At 40.5% G+C, this 18813-nt stretch carries 21 protein-coding genes and 1 other annotated feature (1 of these 22 running past the window's edge); of the genes, 2 read left to right on the top strand and 19 right to left on the bottom strand.

What is annotated here, in order from left to right; translation table 11 throughout:
* Positions 1–182 (bottom strand) — a binding site (T-box leader); it reaches 34 nt to the left of the window's first position.
* Between the two features lie 58 nt (positions 183–240).
* From PQ477_RS15430 to PQ477_RS15375, 12 genes are all read right to left on the bottom strand, one after another.
* Positions 241–396 (bottom strand): hypothetical protein, encoded by a 156-nt coding sequence (locus PQ477_RS15430; RefSeq protein ID WP_158332012.1) that lies wholly within the window; start codon positions 394–396, stop codon positions 241–243.
* Between the two features lie 81 nt (positions 397–477).
* Positions 478–1485: a Gfo/Idh/MocA family protein gene (locus tag PQ477_RS15425; RefSeq protein ID WP_144558707.1), complete on the bottom strand. Its 1008-nt coding sequence runs from the start codon at positions 1483–1485 to the stop codon at positions 478–480.
* A gap of 4 nt (positions 1486–1489) precedes the next feature.
* On the bottom strand, positions 1490–2215 hold the full coding sequence (locus PQ477_RS15420; protein WP_060705974.1) for a ThuA domain-containing protein: 726 nt from the start codon (positions 2213–2215) through the stop codon (positions 1490–1492).
* A gap of 18 nt (positions 2216–2233) precedes the next feature.
* Positions 2234–3247: a LacI family DNA-binding transcriptional regulator gene (locus tag PQ477_RS15415; protein ID WP_035396071.1), complete on the bottom strand. Its 1014-nt coding sequence runs from the start codon at positions 3245–3247 to the stop codon at positions 2234–2236.
* 153 nt (positions 3248–3400) lie between these two features.
* Complete coding sequence (gene dtd, locus PQ477_RS15410; RefSeq protein ID WP_274272409.1) at positions 3401–3850, bottom strand: D-aminoacyl-tRNA deacylase; 450 nt, start codon at positions 3848–3850, stop codon at positions 3401–3403.
* Between the two features lie 21 nt (positions 3851–3871).
* Positions 3872–6064, bottom strand: coding sequence for a RelA/SpoT family protein (locus PQ477_RS15405; protein WP_144558705.1), 2193 nt, complete (start codon positions 6062–6064; stop codon positions 3872–3874).
* A gap of 123 nt (positions 6065–6187) precedes the next feature.
* Positions 6188–6703 carry an adenine phosphoribosyltransferase gene (locus tag PQ477_RS15400; RefSeq protein ID WP_144558704.1) on the bottom strand — a complete coding sequence of 172 codons (516 nt, stop codon included), beginning with the start codon at positions 6701–6703 and terminating at the stop codon, positions 6188–6190.
* Positions 6693–9047: a single-stranded-DNA-specific exonuclease RecJ gene (recJ, locus tag PQ477_RS15395; RefSeq protein ID WP_144558703.1), complete on the bottom strand. Its 2355-nt coding sequence runs from the start codon at positions 9045–9047 to the stop codon at positions 6693–6695. Before recJ ends, PQ477_RS15400 begins: the two co-directional genes overlap by 11 nt.
* A 64-nt stretch (positions 9048–9111) precedes the next feature.
* Positions 9112–9420 (bottom strand): LapA family protein, encoded by a 309-nt coding sequence (locus PQ477_RS15390; protein WP_035396077.1) that lies wholly within the window; start codon positions 9418–9420, stop codon positions 9112–9114.
* A 21-nt stretch (positions 9421–9441) separates the two neighbouring features.
* On the bottom strand, positions 9442–10383 hold the full coding sequence (secF, locus tag PQ477_RS15385; protein WP_144558702.1) for a protein translocase subunit SecF: 942 nt from the start codon (positions 10381–10383) through the stop codon (positions 9442–9444).
* Entirely contained in the window at positions 10373–11677 is a 1305-nt protein-coding gene (gene secD / locus PQ477_RS15380; RefSeq protein ID WP_144558701.1) for a protein translocase subunit SecD, read from the bottom strand. Before secD ends, secF begins: the two co-directional genes overlap by 11 nt.
* 17 nt (positions 11678–11694) lie before the next feature.
* Positions 11695–11997 carry a post-transcriptional regulator gene (locus tag PQ477_RS15375; protein ID WP_060705969.1) on the bottom strand — a complete coding sequence of 101 codons (303 nt, stop codon included), beginning with the start codon at positions 11995–11997 and terminating at the stop codon, positions 11695–11697.
* 173 nt (positions 11998–12170) lie between these two features.
* Here PQ477_RS15375 and spoVB point away from each other — a divergent pair, with 173 nt between their 5' ends.
* Positions 12171–13712 carry a stage V sporulation protein B gene (spoVB, locus tag PQ477_RS15370; RefSeq protein ID WP_274272408.1) on the top strand — a complete coding sequence of 514 codons (1542 nt, stop codon included), beginning with the start codon at positions 12171–12173 and terminating at the stop codon, positions 13710–13712.
* Positions 13713–13779: 67 nt separating this feature from the next.
* On the opposite strand, the gene PQ477_RS15365 is transcribed toward spoVB, so the two are convergent.
* Both PQ477_RS15365 and PQ477_RS15360 read right to left on the bottom strand, forming a co-directional pair.
* Entirely contained in the window at positions 13780–14004 is a 225-nt protein-coding gene (locus PQ477_RS15365) for a hypothetical protein (protein ID WP_371836664.1), read from the bottom strand.
* A gap of 109 nt (positions 14005–14113) precedes the next feature.
* Positions 14114–14461, bottom strand: coding sequence for a DUF421 domain-containing protein (locus PQ477_RS15360; RefSeq protein ID WP_144558699.1), 348 nt, complete (start codon positions 14459–14461; stop codon positions 14114–14116).
* A gap of 126 nt (positions 14462–14587) precedes the next feature.
* Between PQ477_RS15360 and PQ477_RS15355 the strand changes: the two genes are divergently transcribed.
* Complete coding sequence (locus PQ477_RS15355; protein ID WP_052008347.1) at positions 14588–14965, top strand: TIGR04086 family membrane protein; 378 nt, start codon at positions 14588–14590, stop codon at positions 14963–14965.
* 42 nt (positions 14966–15007) lie between these two features.
* Here the strand turns inward: PQ477_RS15355 and yajC are convergent, their stop codons facing one another.
* The 5 genes from yajC to ruvB all read right to left on the bottom strand — a co-directional run bounded on the left by yajC (position 15008) and on the right by ruvB (position 18800).
* Positions 15008–15283 (bottom strand): preprotein translocase subunit YajC, encoded by a 276-nt coding sequence (gene yajC / locus PQ477_RS15350; protein ID WP_035398832.1) that lies wholly within the window; start codon positions 15281–15283, stop codon positions 15008–15010.
* A 39-nt stretch (positions 15284–15322) separates the two neighbouring features.
* Positions 15323–16468 (bottom strand): tRNA guanosine(34) transglycosylase Tgt, encoded by a 1146-nt coding sequence (gene tgt, locus PQ477_RS15345; protein WP_144560447.1) that lies wholly within the window; start codon positions 16466–16468, stop codon positions 15323–15325.
* 2 nt (positions 16469–16470) lie between these two features.
* Positions 16471–17523 carry a tRNA preQ1(34) S-adenosylmethionine ribosyltransferase-isomerase QueA gene (gene queA, locus PQ477_RS15340; protein WP_274272407.1) on the bottom strand — a complete coding sequence of 351 codons (1053 nt, stop codon included), beginning with the start codon at positions 17521–17523 and terminating at the stop codon, positions 16471–16473.
* A gap of 76 nt (positions 17524–17599) precedes the next feature.
* Positions 17600–17803, bottom strand: coding sequence for a DUF2905 domain-containing protein (locus PQ477_RS15335; protein WP_035398834.1), 204 nt, complete (start codon positions 17801–17803; stop codon positions 17600–17602).
* Positions 17796–18800, bottom strand: a complete 1005-nt coding sequence (gene ruvB / locus PQ477_RS15330; RefSeq protein ID WP_060705967.1) for a Holliday junction branch migration DNA helicase RuvB — start codon at positions 18798–18800, stop codon at positions 17796–17798. The genes PQ477_RS15335 and ruvB overlap by 8 nt, the downstream gene beginning before the upstream one ends.
* Positions 18801–18813 lie beyond the last annotated feature (13 nt).

Below are 18813 nucleotides of genomic sequence, written 5' to 3'. Positions count from 1 at the left end.
AAATTTGAGACTGCGTCTCCTCTTAATCTGTTAACGCCAGCTACGTTTTCCCCTACTAGTGTTTCAGGGAAAAATCCTCAAAGGTGTTCATTCATATCGGTAGATGGAGCTACTCCCAGCCTAAGGCAACTCTCTCTAAGCATCTAGAATCCGCTATTACTATTCCTCGTCAATGGTTCATTTTGCCGTTTTTAATTAGTTGCTTATAACTATACGAAATGATAGCACGCTCGTCAATAGCTAATTTCTCATCAGAGCTTTCTTCATAAAAATAATTTCATTTGGTGTTACGCCGCATTCTAACCGAGCATAAGCAGTAATGGCTTCATGCTGTTGGATTCGATCCATTGAGTCCTGAATGGCTTTTCGCACTTCTTGCTTTCCATGGACACGCATTGGCAACCGCTCCTAATAATGACTTCTCTATAGGATAGCCATTGCCTAACGTTTTAAAACCCCAAATTTCGAAAAAAAGAACTAATTCTTACTAGCATCATAAATTTGTTCAATGATCGACGTAACTTGCTGTGCTTCATACGGTTTGACAAGTGACTCTTCACGCCCAAGACAAGCATGAACAAAATTACGAGCTTGAGCGATTCCCTCATTGCTCTCTCCAGCAATCCAATCGGCGTTCATCGTCGACATCATGCCTGAAGACGCTTTATTAATTGCTAAAGGAAATACATTAATCCCGCCTGTAGTTCCAGAGATACTAATGGTTTCTTTATCGCTAGGTACATTCGCTGCCCATGATGTTTCGAATAGCATGGTGGCACCATTTTTAAATGCAATATATGCTGTAGCGTGATCCTCTACATCAATTTTCGTTGCGTCATAAGCGCCCCACTCATTTACTTGATCTTCATGTCGACTGACAAGCTCATACGTTTGTCCATTTACACTTTCAATTTCTGGATAGTCGACGAGCCATAACGCCAAATCTAAAAGGTGACACCCATAATCCATTAAACAACCGCCGCCTTGAAGGTCTTTATTAATAAACACGCCCCAGCCCGGCACTTTTCGACGCCTCATGCCCTCGACTCGTATGACAAGAGGATCACCAATCTCTCCGGCTTGAATAAACTTCTTTGCAGCGAGTGCTTCTTTTTTAAATCGATAGTGGTAGCCAATTTGTAATACATTGTTTGTTTCACTTGCTACTTTATCCATTTCAACTGCTTCAGCACTTGTAATGGCCATAGGTTTCTCACAAAAGACATGTTTACCAGCTTGAAGCGCATGAATAACAGATTGATGATGAAATTTATTTGGAGTACAAATCACCACCGCATCGACTTGAGCAAAAAGCTCGCTTTCTGAATTAGCAATAAATGGGATGGCAAATGAGGCTGCTACTTCAGTCGCTCTCTCTTGATTAACATCATAAACACCATAAACTTCAACGTCTTCTATTGTCTGCAAAGCTGGAATGTGACGATTTGTCGCAATCCCACCTACACCTATAATCCCAATTTTCATCTGATCACTCCGACTGCCCTGGTACAGGTTCTAATGGCCGGGCATTTCCGTAAGTAGGATAGGCTCTTTTCGTTGGTGTAGCCCATTTAACTGCATTTTTAATCACTGTTTGCACGTTTTTATCTTTGTATGTTGGAAACGTTTCGTGCCCCGGTCTGAAATAGAAAATTTTCCCATTCCCTCGGTGGAATGTGCAGCCACTTCTAAAAACTTCTCCTCCTTGAAACCAGCTCATAAAGACGATTTCATCAGGATTAGGAATATCAAAGTGCTCTCCATACATTTCTTCTTTTTCTAACTCAAAGTACTCATCAATGCCATCAGCAATCGGGTGGCTTGGACTCACAACCCACAGCCTCTCTTTCTCATCTGCTTCACGCCATTTTAAATCACAGCTCGTCCCCATTAATGTTTTAAAAATCTTTGAGAAGTGACCTGAATGAAGAATAATTAACCCCATTCCTTCTAAAACTCGTTTTTGAACCCGGGTTACAATCTCATCTTTTACTTCATTGTGTGCAATATGTCCCCACCAAATTAAGACATCTGTTTTATTCAAAACCGCTTCCGTTAGTCCATGCTCTTCTTCATCTAAAGTAGCTGTTTTAACGGTATGCTCCTCGTTTAAAAACGATGCAATCGCTCCATGGATGCCTTCCGGATACACACTCGCTACCTTCTCACTTCGTTGTTCATGACGATATTCATTCCAAATTGTAACGTTTGTCATCAATTTAACCCCTTTTCATTATGTTGAATGTCGGATTTGTATTGGTGCCTCTAAAAAAGTCACAGGCTCAAATTGTTCGACTTGATTTGCTAGTAACGCCAACAGCATTTCCATTGTTTGTTTTCCCATTTCAAAAGTAGGCTGATGAATGGTTGTTAATTGCGGTTCTAACAATGTCGCAGTCGGCTGGTTATCAAAGCCTACAACCGCTAGATCTTCTGGAATACGCACATTTTTTATTTTAGCTTCCGCGATAATCCCAGCAGCAATTTCATCACTGCCGGTAATGATGGCATCTGGTCGGTTTGTTAAACCCAATATTGTGCGAAGAATGTTTCGACCATCATCAACAGAATGACCTGAAAATCGCCAGCTCGAATGAACGACTTTTCCTTCCATCTCCATCGCTTGAACAAACCCTTCATACCGATCTTCTGCTAAAGGCGAGCGCACCCCTTCTGGTAAGTGATTCACGTCATACACATTGCAGTATGCAATTGAATGGTAGCCTTTGTGAAGCAAATGTTTCGTTATGGTGGTCATCGCCTTTTTTTGATCAATCGTTATAACTGGCGCCCCATGTAAACCTCTTGGATATTCATTACATAAAACAATGGGCCCATATTGTAAATACGGATAAATCGTCTCCCATTCATTTACAACAGAAGCTAAGATAACACCATCCACTTGCTTTGTACGAAGTAGTTCAAGAAAATGAAGTTCTTGGTCAGCTCTCCCCCGTGTGTTACAGAGAATCATTCGATACGAGTGCATCGTTGCCACTTCATCCATCGCATCTACTACGGCACTAAAAAACGGGTTTACAATGCGGGAAACAAGTACGGCAATAGTCTTTGTCTCCGTCCCTCGCAATCGTTGTGCAGAGGAATTAGGCGTATAACCCAGTTCTTTAATTGCATCTTGGACTGCTTTACGCTTCTTTTCGTCAACATAAGGATGATTATTTAACACTCTTGACACAGTTGACCTGGATACACCTGCTTTTGTCGCCACGTCTTTAATCGTTGACATAATAAAAACGCCCTTTTTGTGAAATCGATTTCATATCGTACACTTTTTATTTTACCGAAATTCACTTGAAAGTCAACTAAAAAATAAACCGTTTTCATTCAAGGTTTTAAACCAACAAAAAACCTCGCAACTTATGCGAGGTCTTCTTATCACCTATGATGTCTCTTTGCTTTCTAAAATAATTGTCACAGGCCCATCGTTGAGTAAGCTAACATCCATATGCTCTCCAAAACGGCCTGTTTCTACTCGTAAGCCTACGTCGCGCAATTGATCATTAAGCGCCTCATAAATCGTTTGAGCATGATCAGGCTTTGCCGCTGCCATAAAGTTAGGACGACGACCTTTTTTTGTTTCCCCGTATAAAGTAAATTGGGATATTGATAAAATCGCACCGCCTATATCCCGAACAGACAGATTCATTTTCCCTTCGTTATCACTAAAAATCCTTAAATTAGCGATCTTATCAACACAATAACGAACATCCTTTTCTTCATCTTCATGAGTCACGCCTACAAGCAAAAGAAGACCGTGATCAATGGAGCCGACCACGGCTTCTTCCACCCTTACGGAGGCATGTTTGACGCGCTGTAAAACAATTCGCATGCCTAATCCACCTCTGCTTTATTAATGCGTTACTCTTCGAACCGAATAAATATCTTTTAATTGTTTAATTCGATCAACAATCTTTTGTAGATGTTGCTTATCTGTAATGGAAATACTCATTTCAACTGTTGCAATTTTATGCTTATGATCTGATCGTCCAGAAACAGAATTAATTTGTGTACGCGTTTCTGTCATTGTGTGTAATACTTCGTTTAAGAAACCATTTCGGTCAAATGCCGTAATTTCAATATCAACATTGTACGATTTAGACGAATGGCGATTCCCTTCCCACTCAACATCTAGTAATCGTGAACTCGATTGTTCTTCACTCACAACATTCGGGCAATCCGATCGGTGAATGGAAACACCTCGACCTTTTGTAATATAGCCGACTATATCATCACCAGGTACAGGCGTACAGCATCTAGCAAGGCGAATAAGCAAATTGTCAACGCCTTTTACATGAACGCCAATTGAATTCGATTTTTTCTTAGTCGTAAATGATTGAATATCATGTAACGCTTCATCTAATGATTGGTTGTCTTGTTCTTGTTCTTTTGCTTTACGCTGCTTCTCCGTCATTCGGTTCACAATTTGCTTTGGACTAATGCCTCCATAGCCGATTGCCGCATACATATCCTCATCGCCTGCAAAACTGAACTTCGTCGTTGCTTCAAGTAAATTTTCTTGAGTAAGAATTTCTTTCGGGTCAAAATCAAGAGCTTTAATTTCTTTCTCAATTAATTCTTTTCCTTTTGCCACGTTTTCTTCTCTTTTTTCTTTCTTAAACCATTGCTTGATTTTGTTTTTCGCATGAGACGATTTGGTTAATTTTAACCAATCTTGACTAGGTCCATATGAGTGTTTAGACGTCATCACTTCAACGATGTCGCCTGTTTTTAACTCATGATCAAGGGGAACCATTTTGCTATTTACTTTTGCGCCGATACACCGGTTTCCAATTTCACTGTGAATGCGATACGCAAAATCAAGCGGTACTGAACCTCTTGGGAGCTCAATAACGTCTCCTTTTGGCGTGAAGACAAACACCATGTCAGAGAAGAGGTCCATTTTCATGGATTCCATGAATTCCTGTGCATCGTTTGTATCCGTTTGTGATTCAATCACATCTCTCAGCCAGCTAAGCTTGTCTTCAAACGAATACCGTTTGCTTGATAAAGTTTTTCCTTCTTTATAAGCCCAATGCGCCGCAACACCGTATTCCGCAACACGGTGCATATCCTCTGTCCGAATTTGAACTTCAAGAGGATCACCGTTCGGTCCTACAACCGTTGTATGGAGCGATTGGTACATATTCGCTTTCGGCATCGCAATGTAATCTTTGAATCGACCTGGCATTGGACGCCAGCACGTATGAATAACGCCTAATACTGCGTAACAGTCTTTTATATTTTTGACGATAATACGAACTGCTAGCAAATCATATATTTCGTTAAATTGTTTTTTTTGAATGACCATTTTCCGATAAATGCTGTAAATGTGCTTAGGTCGACCAGATAGTTCTGCTGTCACGTGAACATCTTCAAGCTGTTCATTAATTGTATCTATGACATCAGAAAGGTAATCCTCTCGCTCTGCCCGCTTACGCTTCATCAGATTTACAATCCGATAATACTGCTGAGGATCTAAATAACGTAAAGCTGTATCTTCCAGCTCCCACTTAATAGTAGAAATCCCTAAGCGATGGGCTAATGGAGCAAAAATTTCCAATGTCTCGTTAGACGTAACTCGTTGTTTATGTGGCGGCATAAATTTGAGTGTACGCATATTGTGTAGACGATCGGCAAGCTTAATAAGCAGCACACGAATATCTTTTGCCATCGCCATTAGCATTTTACGGTGATTTTCAGCTTGCTGCTCTTCTTTTGATTTGTACTTAAACTTCTTTAGCTTCGTCACGCCATCAACAAGCATGGCTACTTCTTTATTAAAATGTTGTTGCAAATCTTCCACTGTTGCATCTGTATCTTCAACAACGTCATGTAAAAACGCCGCTGCAATCGTATTCGGATCAAGCTCTAACCCTACAATAATACCTGCCACTTGAACTGGATGTAGGATGTAGGGCTCGCCAGACTTACGATACTGCCCACTATGTGCTTCTTCAGCGAACGTATAAGCTTTTGTTAAGAATTCAACATCATCTGGCTGCAAATAGGCGCTTGCTTTTTCGAGCACCTGATCAATCGTCATGGAATCACCTTACTCATTCGACAAGTTTTCTTTCTATTATCCTTTACTCATTCATTCTTGTAAAGAGGGTACGCTTTTTCGTTTAAAAAAACGACTGTTTCGTGAACAGTCGTTTTCCCTTTTTTATTCGTACGTTGTAAGTGAGAAAATATCATATTGCTCAAGCTTTTTACGTCCATCAATGTAAGCAAGTTCAATTAGGAATGCCAGGCCAACAACTTCTCCACCAAGCTCTTCAACAAGTTTAGTTGTTGCTTCTATGGTACCGCCTGTTGCAAGAAGGTCGTCTGTGATCACAACACGCTGTCCAGGTTGAATGCTATCTTTATGAATTGTTAAACAATCTTTTCCATATTCTAGACCGTAATCGCACTCAATAACCTCTCTTGGTAGTTTCCCTTTTTTTCTTACTGGAACAAAACCAAGCTCTAGCTCTGTTGCAATTGGACAACCAACAACGAACCCTCTTGCTTCTGGTCCAACAATAACATCAGCTTGTTGTTTTTTGGCATACTCAGTGAGCTCCATAATAGCCTTTTTATAAGCTGGTCCGTTTTGCATTAACGTGGTGATGTCTTTAAACCGAATGCCTTTTTGTGGCCAATCCTCAACAATTGTAATATGTTTTTTATAATCCATGTACGATCGTCTCCTTCTTCTGTGAAGCATTGCTTCCTATTCGTTCTGAAAATAACTCTCTAAGTTGCCCATAAGAAGCATAAACGAGTTCATTTTCGAGCCACGTTTGTTCTTGTTTTGCTTGATACGTTTTTGAATCACTTAAGGCTTTTTTTGCTGGTGCTTCAACAATAGTCAAATACTGATCATCCATTTGAATAAAGCCTAAATCAATAAATACTTGGTTCATAAATGAAGTGGTTTCAGAGGACCATCCTTTATGCGCCTCAAGCTTTTTAAGATCAGCTATCTTAAATGACTGTCGTTTCTTTAGAAATGCGTAATACCATTTGAATTGATCTCGATTTGGATTCGTTTTAAAAAACGATTCTTCTTCTTCGGAAAAAACAACATAGATTCGACTAGGCTTACTACCCTCTTCAAATAGGCAATAAAGCTCTTCCCGATGTGACGGAACATCCAGTATGACAATATATTTATTTGTAAAAGAAGGTAAAGGATCACTTGAGCGATAGACTACAATGCCTCGCTCTTGACATGCTGCAAAGGTTTTTTCTTGGAAAGCAATAACAATTGACTTTTCAGCAGGTAAATCTTCTAATCGTGCTCCTACTCGATTCAATTGTAAGCTTCGCCAATCAAAGAGCTGCCATTGTTTCACAGCAAGGTCATCCACTATTAGCTGTGGCTTCACTCGACCGTTCCACTCATTAATTGACAGCGTCCCAACTGCAGACACGCTTGCTTGTGGCGTAATATGTTCAAATAAATCACCTTTACGAAACGCAATTCCATCCAGCGTCTTCTCTTCTCCTGCAAACTGAAATTTCAAATGACTCGAATCACTACCAATTCGTTTAATATCTGCAAGCTTCACATCATCAATTAACACTTTTGGCTTTGCATTCTCTACACCGAAAGGAGATAGCTCTTCTATTTCTTTTAGCACATCAATGGTGACATCATCAACAGCTACCGTTAAATCAATGGTGGTTATTGGTATAAACGCTTCTGGCGCTAGACCTGTTTTTGCCTGCTCGATGAGTCGTTCACGTAAGCTATCAACATGTTCGCTTTGTAACGTCATCCCTGCAGCCATTGGATGCCCACCAAAGTGAGGAAGGATATCTCGACTTTTTGATAATTCTGCAAACATGTCAAAACCCTCAATGCTTCGAGCAGATCCCTTAGCTAAGCCCGTCTCTGGATCAATTGTTAGTACAATGGTTGGACGATAAAATTTCTCGACTAGTCGAGATGCAACAATTCCGATTACCCCTGCATTCCAGCCTTCTTTTGCAACAACAAGGGCTTCTGGAATTCCATCCATCTCCTGAACAACATCCATTGCTTCTTTCGATATGTCGTTTACAACTTTTTGGCGTTCCTTATTTAAGCGATCTATTTCCGTAGCTAATTCATCCGCTTCTTCTCGACTTTCAGCAAGTAGCAGTTCAACAGCCGGAATGGCTGAATCCAATCGACCAGCAGCATTCAGCCTTGGTCCAATGGCAAAGCCAATATGATCAGCTTCCACTTCTCCAGCAGTCATACCACATACATCTTTTAACGCTTGGATACCTGTTTTATCTGATGTTTGAAATGCACGAAGGCCCTTTTTAGCAAGCAAACGATTCTCTCCGACCAATGGAACAAGATCAGCAATCGTTCCAATAACGGCATAGTCGAGCAACTCGTTTGGAACACGCCCTAGTAGTCCATGTGCCACTTTAAATGCGACACCCACACCTGCTAATTCCTTAAAAGGATACGTGCAGCCAGGTTGCTTCGGATTAATCGTTGTATAACTATTTGGAAGTGTTGGCGGTGGTTCATGATGATCCGTAACAATAAAATCCAACCCAATTTCTTTGGCAAAATCGGCTTGTGTTACAGCAGAAATTCCTGTATCTACTGTAATGACAAGAGAGTAGCCTTCATCTTTTGCCCACTGAAGCGCTGGATTATTCGGTCCGTATCCCTCAGTAAAGCGGTTTGGGATATAGTAGTCACAGCCCGCTCCAATCATTTTTAAAGCGGTAACGAGAACAGCAGTTGAGCTTACACCATCAGCATCATAATCTCCGAATACAAGAATTTGTTCATTTTTCTCGACTGCAGATTGAATTCGATTAACAGCTTCCGCCATTCCCTTTAATAAAAATGGATCAAGAAACGCTGGTTCATCTTTCATTAGAAATTCACTTGCAGTTTCTGGATTAGTAAAACCTCTATTAACCAAAAGCCTCGCGGCAACTTGGGAAAGATTTAATTCATTTACTAAATTCGTTACTTCTGTTGTATCTTGCTCTAAAATGCGCCACCTTGCGTTTGGTTGCAACATACGTAAAACACCCCTCGACCCTCCTATTATACAGGAGTCGGCGAGGGGTATCAATAATCGAAAATTAGTCTTTTGTATGATCTTTTTCCTTGCGCAAACGACTTTTCGTCTCAGTAGATTCGTTCTCTAAAGGTGTTGTCGCTTGTTCTTTTAAACGTTTAATCTCTAATTTCTGCTGATGCAGCTTAAGACCGGAGAGGGCAAAAGCAACAATAGCGCCGAGTAAAACGGAAAAAAGAATAATAAGGATGAGCGGCCAATCTGTTTGCACAAAAAGCAAGTTAACCGGTACACTCTCCACGTTTAATACTGAGAAGACGGCAATTAATATAGCTGCGATCACACCGATGATAAAATACGTTTGCCCTTTCATTCCGTTCACCGACCTATTCTTTTATACATAATCTTCTTCTACTTTTTTCGGTTTGTTTTTTAGTCTGACCAATCGCTTCCATTCCCATACGAGCCACATTTGTGCACATAGGAACATAGAAGAATACGTACCCGCTGCTAGTCCAATTACAAGGGCTAACGCGAATGAACGAATGGCTTCTCCACCAAAAAGAAAAAGTGCAACTGCTGCAAACATAACGGTTAGTACTGTATTAATGGAGCGCGTTACAACTTGCAGTAAACTTTTGTTAACGATTTGCGCTAGCTGTTGAAAGCTCTCAATGTCTTTTTCTTTGTTTACATTTTCCCTCATTCGGTCAAATGTTACGATGGTGTCGTTAATAGAATACCCGACAACTGTTAAAATGGCCGCTATAAACGGAACATTAATCTCCACTTGTAATAAGCTGAACAACGCAATAACGATAAACGCATCATGTAACAGCCCGATAATAGCGGAAACACCATAAAGAAATTGAAATCGAACTGCTATATAAAGCACAATACCAACTGAAGCAATTAAAACGGAAATAATGGCATTTCGCGCTAACTCTTCTCCAACAAGTGGTGATACTGTACTTATATTTGGTGAACTTCCATATGTTTCATTGAAATAGGACTGAATGACAGCAATCTCTTGTTGTGAAAATTCATCAACGAACCGAGCCGTTGCATTTTGGCTTTGATCACCACCAAGAGTGACGTTTGGCACATATGAATTATCAATCTCAATTGCCTCAAAATCGGCCAAAATTTGTTCTTCGGTCAGTGTTTCATTTGTTTGAATCTCAACATTTGAACCACTTTCAAAATCAACACCTAAATTTAATCCCATTGTAACTAAAAGAATAACGCCAATGACAATAGTTAATCCTGAACCAATAAAAAATTTATTCCGATGCTTTGTTAAATCAACATTCCATTTTTCCGGACTAAACCTCATCGATCTCACCTCGCTTAACTCCAAACCAACCTGGGCGTTTGTTTAAAAATTTACTATTGACCCATAAACCTAGCAATAAACGAGAGCCCCATACGGCGGTCAAGAAACTAACGAGGATGCTGATTATAAGCATAACCGCAAAACCTTGAACCGAACTTGTACCAAAGTAAAACATTACCCCTGCGGCGATGAGTGTTGTAATATTTGCATCGAAAATAGTTGCAAATGAGCGTCTTCCACCAACTCTAAAAGCAGACATGATGGATTTCCCTGTCTTTATTTCTTCTCGAACTCGTTCGTACGTAATAATATTCGCATCAACAGCCATTCCAATTCCTAAGATTAAAGCAGCAATTCCAGGTAATGTTAACACTGCATTTAGCGCATTAAACACAACTAGTACTAGGAACGTATAAACACTTAACGTAATAATCGCAATGATACCTGGGAAGCGATAATACAACGCCATATAGATGAAAATAAGCGCTACACCGATTAATCCAGCATTAACTGTTTGTTTCATTGCCTGCTCACCGAGAGACGCTCCAACGGACGTTGAATAAATTTCATTTAATTCAACAGGAAGCGCTCCGGCATTCAGAATTTCTGCTAAAAATCGCGTCTCTTCTGTTGTAAATTGACCTTCTATTTGCACATTACGGGTTTGCAGTGTTTGTCTAACAGAAGCAGCAGAAAGGAACTTCGGGTCAGCCTTCATTGCCTCTTCTTCATAACTATCACCTTCTTCAAAATCAAGCCACATGACAAGTAAATTTTCACCCTGTGGTTGTTGAGAGAGCTCTCGTGTGATAGCCCCAAATTTATCAGCATCTTCCAACGTCAGTGTTACAATAGGTTGATTTGTATCCGCATTAAGGGTCGCACTTGCACCATTTTGCGTTAAATCACTACCGTCTAGTAGAATATTATCTTCCACATCACGAATCGTTAAATCGCCACCAGTAGATAAAATGTCACGAGCAGATTCTTGATCCTCTACCCCTGCTAGCTGCACTCGTATACGGTTGTCCCCTTCTATTTGAATCGTTGGTTCTGACACACCAATAGTATTAACACGCTCATTTAAAGCAGTTGTTGTTGACAATAACGCTTGCTCGTCAATGACATCCCCTTCATGCATCGCCTCTACTTCATAAAGAACTTCAAACCCACCTTGTAAGTCAAGACCTAAATTCACATCTTGAAGAACAGGTCGCGCCAAATAGCTGACCCCTGCGGCCAATATCGCCACAATGACAAAGAAGAGCGCAATTTGGCCTTTTTTAATTTTCATTCGATTAATCCTCCATTCTAGCTGCCTATCCCTTTTGTTTCAGTCGCCGCTTCAAACTCTTTAAACCAATCAATCGGTTCTTTATATGTATTTACAGTAAGCCAAGTCATATAATCTTGGGGTTTAATAGACAGCAATTCATCGACAAACGCATAGAAAGGCATAAACGTTTTCCGCTTCTTCTGCTTATCGACGATATACAACCAAAGGTCAGCTGTCGTCACACGATCATAGCCTAGCTCGTGGAATTCGTCTTTCTTAATTGACAGGATAGGCGCAACGTCTTCCTGCCATACTTCAAACTGCTGCTTTTCACCCATGCTTCACCCTCATCTCCTGAAAAAAAACTGTCATCATACATATACTAACAAAATTACTCAAATCCTGCTATCACTATTAAACGATATGAGAATCTGTTTTACAAGCTTGTCATGTCCTGTCCCTCACTGCATAAGCATAGTAATAGGAGACGTATAGAAAAGGCAGGATTCCAATGAGTAAACAATCATTTCTTAAAGGTACTTTAATCTTAATTATTGCTGGCTTTTTCACTAAATTACTTGGATTCATTAATCGAATAGTCATGGCTCGTATTCTCGGCCCTGAAGGTGTTGGTCTCTATATGATGGCCATCCCAACGATGTTACTGCTTTTAACGTTAACACAAATGGGACTGCCTGTCGCAATTGCCAAACTTGTTGCAGAGGCTGAAGCACGAAACGAAGCGTACCGAATCAAAAAAATACTCGTTGTTTCCCTTGCGATAACAGGCGTGCTTTCCATTTTCTTTACCATTTCACTTTTATTACTCGCTCCCATTATCGCCACAACCTTGTTAACGGATACTCGAGCAATTTATCCACTATATGCAATCATACCAATTGTGCCTATTATTGCCCTCTCTTCCGTTCTAAGAGGGTACTTTCAAGGCTTACAAAATATGAAGCCTACTGCATACGGGCAAGTCATTGAACAGATTGTCCGAATCACATTAGTTGCTGTTTTAAGCCTTGCTTTCCTACCTCTTGGTATTGAATATGCAGCCGCTGGAGCGATGCTCTCAGCCATTTGTGGAGAACTTGCGTCATTACTGTATATGGTTTATTTATTTAAAGCTAAAAAACCTTTTCGATTTCGTAAACATTTCTTTTCCAGCATGAAAGGTGAAAAGAAAACATTCTCTGATTTACTTACAATCGCACTACCAACAACTGGTAGTCGTTTAATCGGCACAACTGCTTTATTTTTTGAACCAATTGTTGTTGCCCAAAGTTTAGCGCTAGCAGGAACGGCTACAATTATTGCGACCCAGCAATACGGTTTACTTGTTGGTTATGTAGTACCTTTACTTACTTTGCCCACTTTTATTACGTACTCGCTGTCCGTGTCTTTACTTCCGAATTTAAGTGAAGCAGTGGCTCAGCAAAAGCATACTCTTGTTCATCATCGACTTGAGCAAGCTATACGGATTAGTCTACTGTCAGGTGGCATTTGTGTTGTTATTTTATATGTGTTTGCTAGTGAGCTAATGACGATTATGTATCATGCCCCAGAAGCTGCTAGTCTTCTGAAAATCATGGCTCCATTTGCGTTGTTCTTATATTTACAAGGACCTTTGCAAGCAGCCCTTCAAGCACTAAACTATGCGAAAGTGTCTATGATGAACAGTTTAATCGGCGCGATTATTAAGACAGGCGCGATTTTTGCACTTGCCTCTAACCCAAGTTTTGGGATTATGGGTGCGGCATTAGCTATTGTAGTTGGTTTTGTGCTTGTGACACTGTTACACTTTGCCTCTATTGCCAAAACAACTGGTTTCTTCTTCCACATTGTACCGATTATAAAATTGACGCTACTCATTGTCGCGACCGGTCTTCTCGCCAAACTTCTAAACGATACGCTTCTTCTATCGTTATCTTATACTGTTCGAACGATCATCAACATCGGATTAACAACAACCTTTTATCTTCTAGGTATGTTTAGTCTTCAGCTCATTACAAAAACAGAACTTCGATTATTTACAAGGAAAAAATAGTGCACAATAAAAAAAGTGCTAGGAGGAACCCTCTCTTAAAGAGAGTTTCGCTCTAGCACTTTTTTTCTTACCAGAAAAACAATCCAGCTAATGCAATTCCAGCAATGGCACCTAAAGCAATTGGATACCCGATACCATATCCCCATCCATAGCCATATCCGTAACCAAACCCTCGGTTTCCTAGAGGCTGTATATAGACGTTATTACGATCGACTTTTGTAATACGACCATAATGGCGTTTGCCACAGCGCTCCGTAATATAGACGCATTTACCCATATGATCTTGACACATTTTAAAGTTATCGCTCAACAGTAACCCTCCTCCCATAGTTATACAACCTATACTATGTGAGGAAAGAAGCGCCTGTATCGTCACTTAACCACTGTATTTCACCCAATCTTTAATAAGGATCAATAAAAAAACGGTCTTTTGCTCGAATAGAGCAATAAGAAATTTGTTTAATGTCATGGAACCCAAATGCCTTTATACGTTGCCGGAGCCATAATTCAGTACGTTCTAGTTCAGCTAATCCGGTTCGATACACTTTTCCATCCACTATTACCGGAATAGCCCGTTGGCCCTTCATTTTATTATCTGTAGGCAGCTCTGGTCCATGCACTTGACGATTTAGCCTACTGCCTATCTTTCGTATGACTCTCATTACTAAGACCATCCCATATAGGAGAGAATCTCTTATCGCTTTTATTAATACAAACGCCATTTGCGTACTTCTTAAATGAATAACCAACCCTATCCCCCCTATCTTGATGCTACTATGCCCTCTCAAGAAAGTTTTATGCTAGACAGCATGTTCTTGTTGTCCATACATATGTATGTATAGAGAAGAGAAGAAAATAAGAAAGCAGGTGACAGGATGGTTCATCGATTTTTTCCGGCTATCTTTATCGGACTAAGCTTTGCCCTTGGCATTGCAATCGTTTCGGCAGCCATTATTGCAACTTTATTATCACTCACATCATTAACCGAACAATCAGTTGGTTGGCTTATGATTGCGATTGCGTTTCTCGCTTTATTTGTTGGTGGCTTTATTTCAGGAGGAAAAGCGAGAACAAAGGGTTGGCTCGCTGGCAGTTTATGTGCCATATTCTTTTGCTTACTAGCTACCGCTATTAGTTACTTAGGATACAATGAGGCACTAACCGTAAAGCAAATGATTTTATTTGCTGCATATTGCGGGATTGCTGCATTAGGGGGCGTTATTGGCGTTAATCTTTCCCCAGACGAATCGTAAAAAAGCAAGGTGAGCGGATACGCTACACCTTGCTTTTTGTTATTAGTCGGATTGTACGACTTCACGGATCGCTGAACGATCATACGTTAACTTACGATTGTCATTGACTAAAAGAACAACAACCGTTTCGTCAATTGAGTCAATTACCCCATGTAAACCACCAATTGTGATGATTTTATCTCCACGCTGTAAAGCTGCATGCATTTCACGAACTTTCTTTTGCTGCTTTTGCTGTGGACGAATTAACAAGAAGTAAAACAAAACGATAATTCCGATAAACGGTAGCATCGTCAGTAATAAACTAGCGCCCTCATTCATTGAAAAACTCCTCCTTCCTTGACTAAAGAGTGATACCGTTTAAAAGTTTTTGGCATTCTCTTTATTAAATCCATAGCTCTCAAAAAATTCGTCACGAAAATCTTGAAGTCGATCTTCCATAATGGCTTGTCTGACTTTTTTCATCAGCTGCAATAAGAAGTACAAATTGTGATACGTTGTTAAACGGAAACCGAATGTTTCCTCACACTTAATTAAGTGCCTAATGTAAGCGCGACTATAAGTGCGGCAAACGTGGCAATCACAATTCTCATCAAGCGGACGAAAATCGCGGGCAAACTTCGCATTACGGACAACTAATCTTCCTTCACTTGTCATGCAAGTACCATTTCGTGCAATGCGGGTAGGTAAGACACAATCAAACATGTCAATTCCTCTTATCACCCCGTCAATAAGTGAATCAGGCGAACCAACACCCATTAAATAACGCGGTTTATCCGCTGGCATTAAAGGCGTTGTAAATTCAAGCACACGATTCATGACGTCTTTTGGTTCTCCCACAGACAGTCCACCTACAGCATAACCGGGGAAATCAAGTGATGTCAAATCTTTCGCGCTCTGTTTACGAAGTTCTTCATATTCGCCGCCTTGAATAATCCCGAATAACCCTTGAATGGATGATTTACCGGACTGATGATGTTCTGATAGGCACCGCTCTGCCCATCTACTCGTCCGCTCGACTGATTGTCGCATATAGCTATAGTCAGCAGGATAGGGCGGACATTCATCAAAAGCCATCATAATATCCGAACCAAGAGAGTGCTGAATTTGCATTGCTTTCTCTGGAGATAAGAAGAGCTTTTCACCGCTTAAATGGTTGCGGAAATGAACCCCTTCTTCTTCAATTTTACGCAAATCACTTAAACTAAATACTTGAAAACCACCGGAATCCGTTAAAATCGGCTTATCCCAGTTCATGAATGTGTGCAAGCCACCTGCTTCTTCGATAATATCTTGTCCCGGTCGTAGCCAAAGATGATACGTATTGCTTAAAATAATTTGTGCATCCATCGCCTTTAAATCTTCTGGACTCATCGTCTTTACCGTTGCCATTGTTCCAACTGGCATGAACATCGGTGTTTCAAACGTACCATGCGGTGTGTGCACTCTTCCTAATCTAGCTCCTGTTTGTTTACATGTTTTTATATGTTCGTACGTAATTGGCACAGTCAATTTCTAATTTCTCCTTTAACAAGAGGGCGAATAAACATCGCATCCCCAAAACTAAAAAACCGATAGTTATTTTTTACAGCGTGAGCATAGGCACCTAATAAAAAGTCTTTTCCTGTCATAGCGCTTACTAGCATCACCAGTGTAGATTTTGGGAGATGGAAGTTCGTCACTAAACCATCAATCCCTTTAAACGTGTAGCCAGGATAAATAAAAATGGACGTCCAACCAGTTTCCGCAACAAATCTTCCATGCTTACTGGCAATGGTTTCGAGGGTTCTTGCAGAAGTGGTACCTACTGCAATAATATGATTCCCTCTTTCTTTCGTCTCCTGCAACGTCTTTGCAGCTTCTTCCGTTAACTCATAATATTCCTCATGCATCTTGTGATCAAGAACATCATCTGCACTTACTGGACGAAACGTTCCTAGCCCTACATGAAGTGTTAAATAAACAATTGAAACCCCTTTTTGTTTAAGTGCATTAAGTAAATCTGTTGTAAAGTGAAGACCTGCTGTTGGTGCAGCGGCAGAGCCTAATTGCTTTGCATACACTGTTTGATAGCGGTCCTGATCTTCTAAACGTTCTTTAATATAAGGCGGAAGCGGCATTGTTCCTAGCTCATCAAGTAGTTCATAGAACAAACCATCATAAGAAAACTCTACAATTCTTCCACCGTCTTCTTTTTCTTCCACACAAGTTGCCATAAGCTGTCCATCGCCAAACGTAATAACCGTTCCTAGTTTAACACGTTTAGCTGGCTTCACTAATGTCTCCCAGCAATCACCAGTCGTTTGTTTTAACAGTAAAAATTCAATTACTGCACCTGTCTCTTTTTTTTCGCCAATTAACCGAGCAGGCAACACTTTTGTATCATTTAATACTAAACAATCACCAGTGGCAACTTCGTTTACAAGCTGTGTAAACGAAGAATCATAAAGTTCCGAGCGATCCCGATCAAGTACAAGAAGTCTTGATTGACTTCTCGCTTCAAGAGGCGTTTGCGCAATGAGTTCTTCAGGTAAATAAAAATCAAAATCGTTTACATTCAAGCCAATCACCTTTTTACTTATTCTCTAGTCAAAACTCCTACTAGCATACCGTTGAATGCGCAAAACCGCAAGCCTGTCATCTCCTGATGAAAGATAGTATAAGCGAGAGTACTACGCTAATAATAATACACGTAACAATTGGGAAGTAAATCGTTGTATTTCCGCTTTTAAAAAGGAAGTCCCCTGGTAATTTGCCTAGCGGGATAAATCGACCTGCCAATTCCCAAATGAGTCCAATTGCCAGTATAATGGCGCCAACAATCATAAGTGTTCTACCCATCTTTACGATACTCCAACTCGAAATGAGTATAACTACTTGGGGTTGCCACTCGACCACGAGGCGTACGTTGAATAAATCCTATTTGAAGAAGATAGGGTTCATACACTTCTTCGATCGTATCGGCCTCCTCGCCAATTGAAGCCGCAATGGTTTCAATTCCAACTGGTCCACCATTAAAACGATGGATAATGCCTTTTATTAGTTTTTCATCTATATGATCAAGTCCTAATGGATCAACTTGAAGGCGTTCAAGGGCGTGTTTTGCCATGTCTAAAGAAATTCGATCATGTCCATCGACCTGAGCAAAATCTCTGACACGCTTTAATAATCGATTAGCAATTCGCGGTGTCCCTCTTGACCTTCTTGCAATTTCAACCTCTGCCTCCTTTGTTAACTCAACGTCAAACACATAAGCAGAGCGATGAATAATCTTCGCTAAATCATCCGGTTTGTAATAATCAAGTCTCGCCAATACTCCGAAACGATCTCGCAACGGTGCTGAAATCATTCCCGCCTTCGTTGTCGCACCTACTAACGTAAAGGGGGGTAAATCAAGACGGACAGATCTAGCTGTTGGTCCTTTTCCAATGACAATATCAATGCAAAAGTCTTCCATTGCTGGATATAGGATTTCTTCTATCACACGGTTTAAACGATGAATCTCATCAATAAATAAGACATCCCCAGGCTCAAGAGATGTGAGGATAGCGGCTAAATCACCTGCACGCTCAATGGCGGGACCTGCTGTTGTTTTAATTTGACCACCCATTTCATGAGCAATAATGGCAGCAAGGGTCGTTTTTCCGAGACCTGGAGGCCCATATAAAAGTACATGATCCAATGCTTCTTGTCTTAGCTTCGCTGCTTTCATAAAAATGGATAAATTGTCTTTTACTTCGTCTTGACCGATGTACTCCTTTAGCAAAGCCGGGCGAAGCTGTTGTTCCGTAATTTCTTCAGTTACTGTTGATTCAGCCGAAACGACTCGCTCATCCATGCCTGTTTACCCC

Origin of the sequence: Shouchella hunanensis, from assembly GCF_028735875.1 — a bacterium.
Lineage (GTDB): Bacteria > Bacillota > Bacilli > Bacillales > Bacillaceae_D > Shouchella > Shouchella hunanensis.
This window is presented reverse-complemented; position numbering and strand designations above follow the sequence as displayed.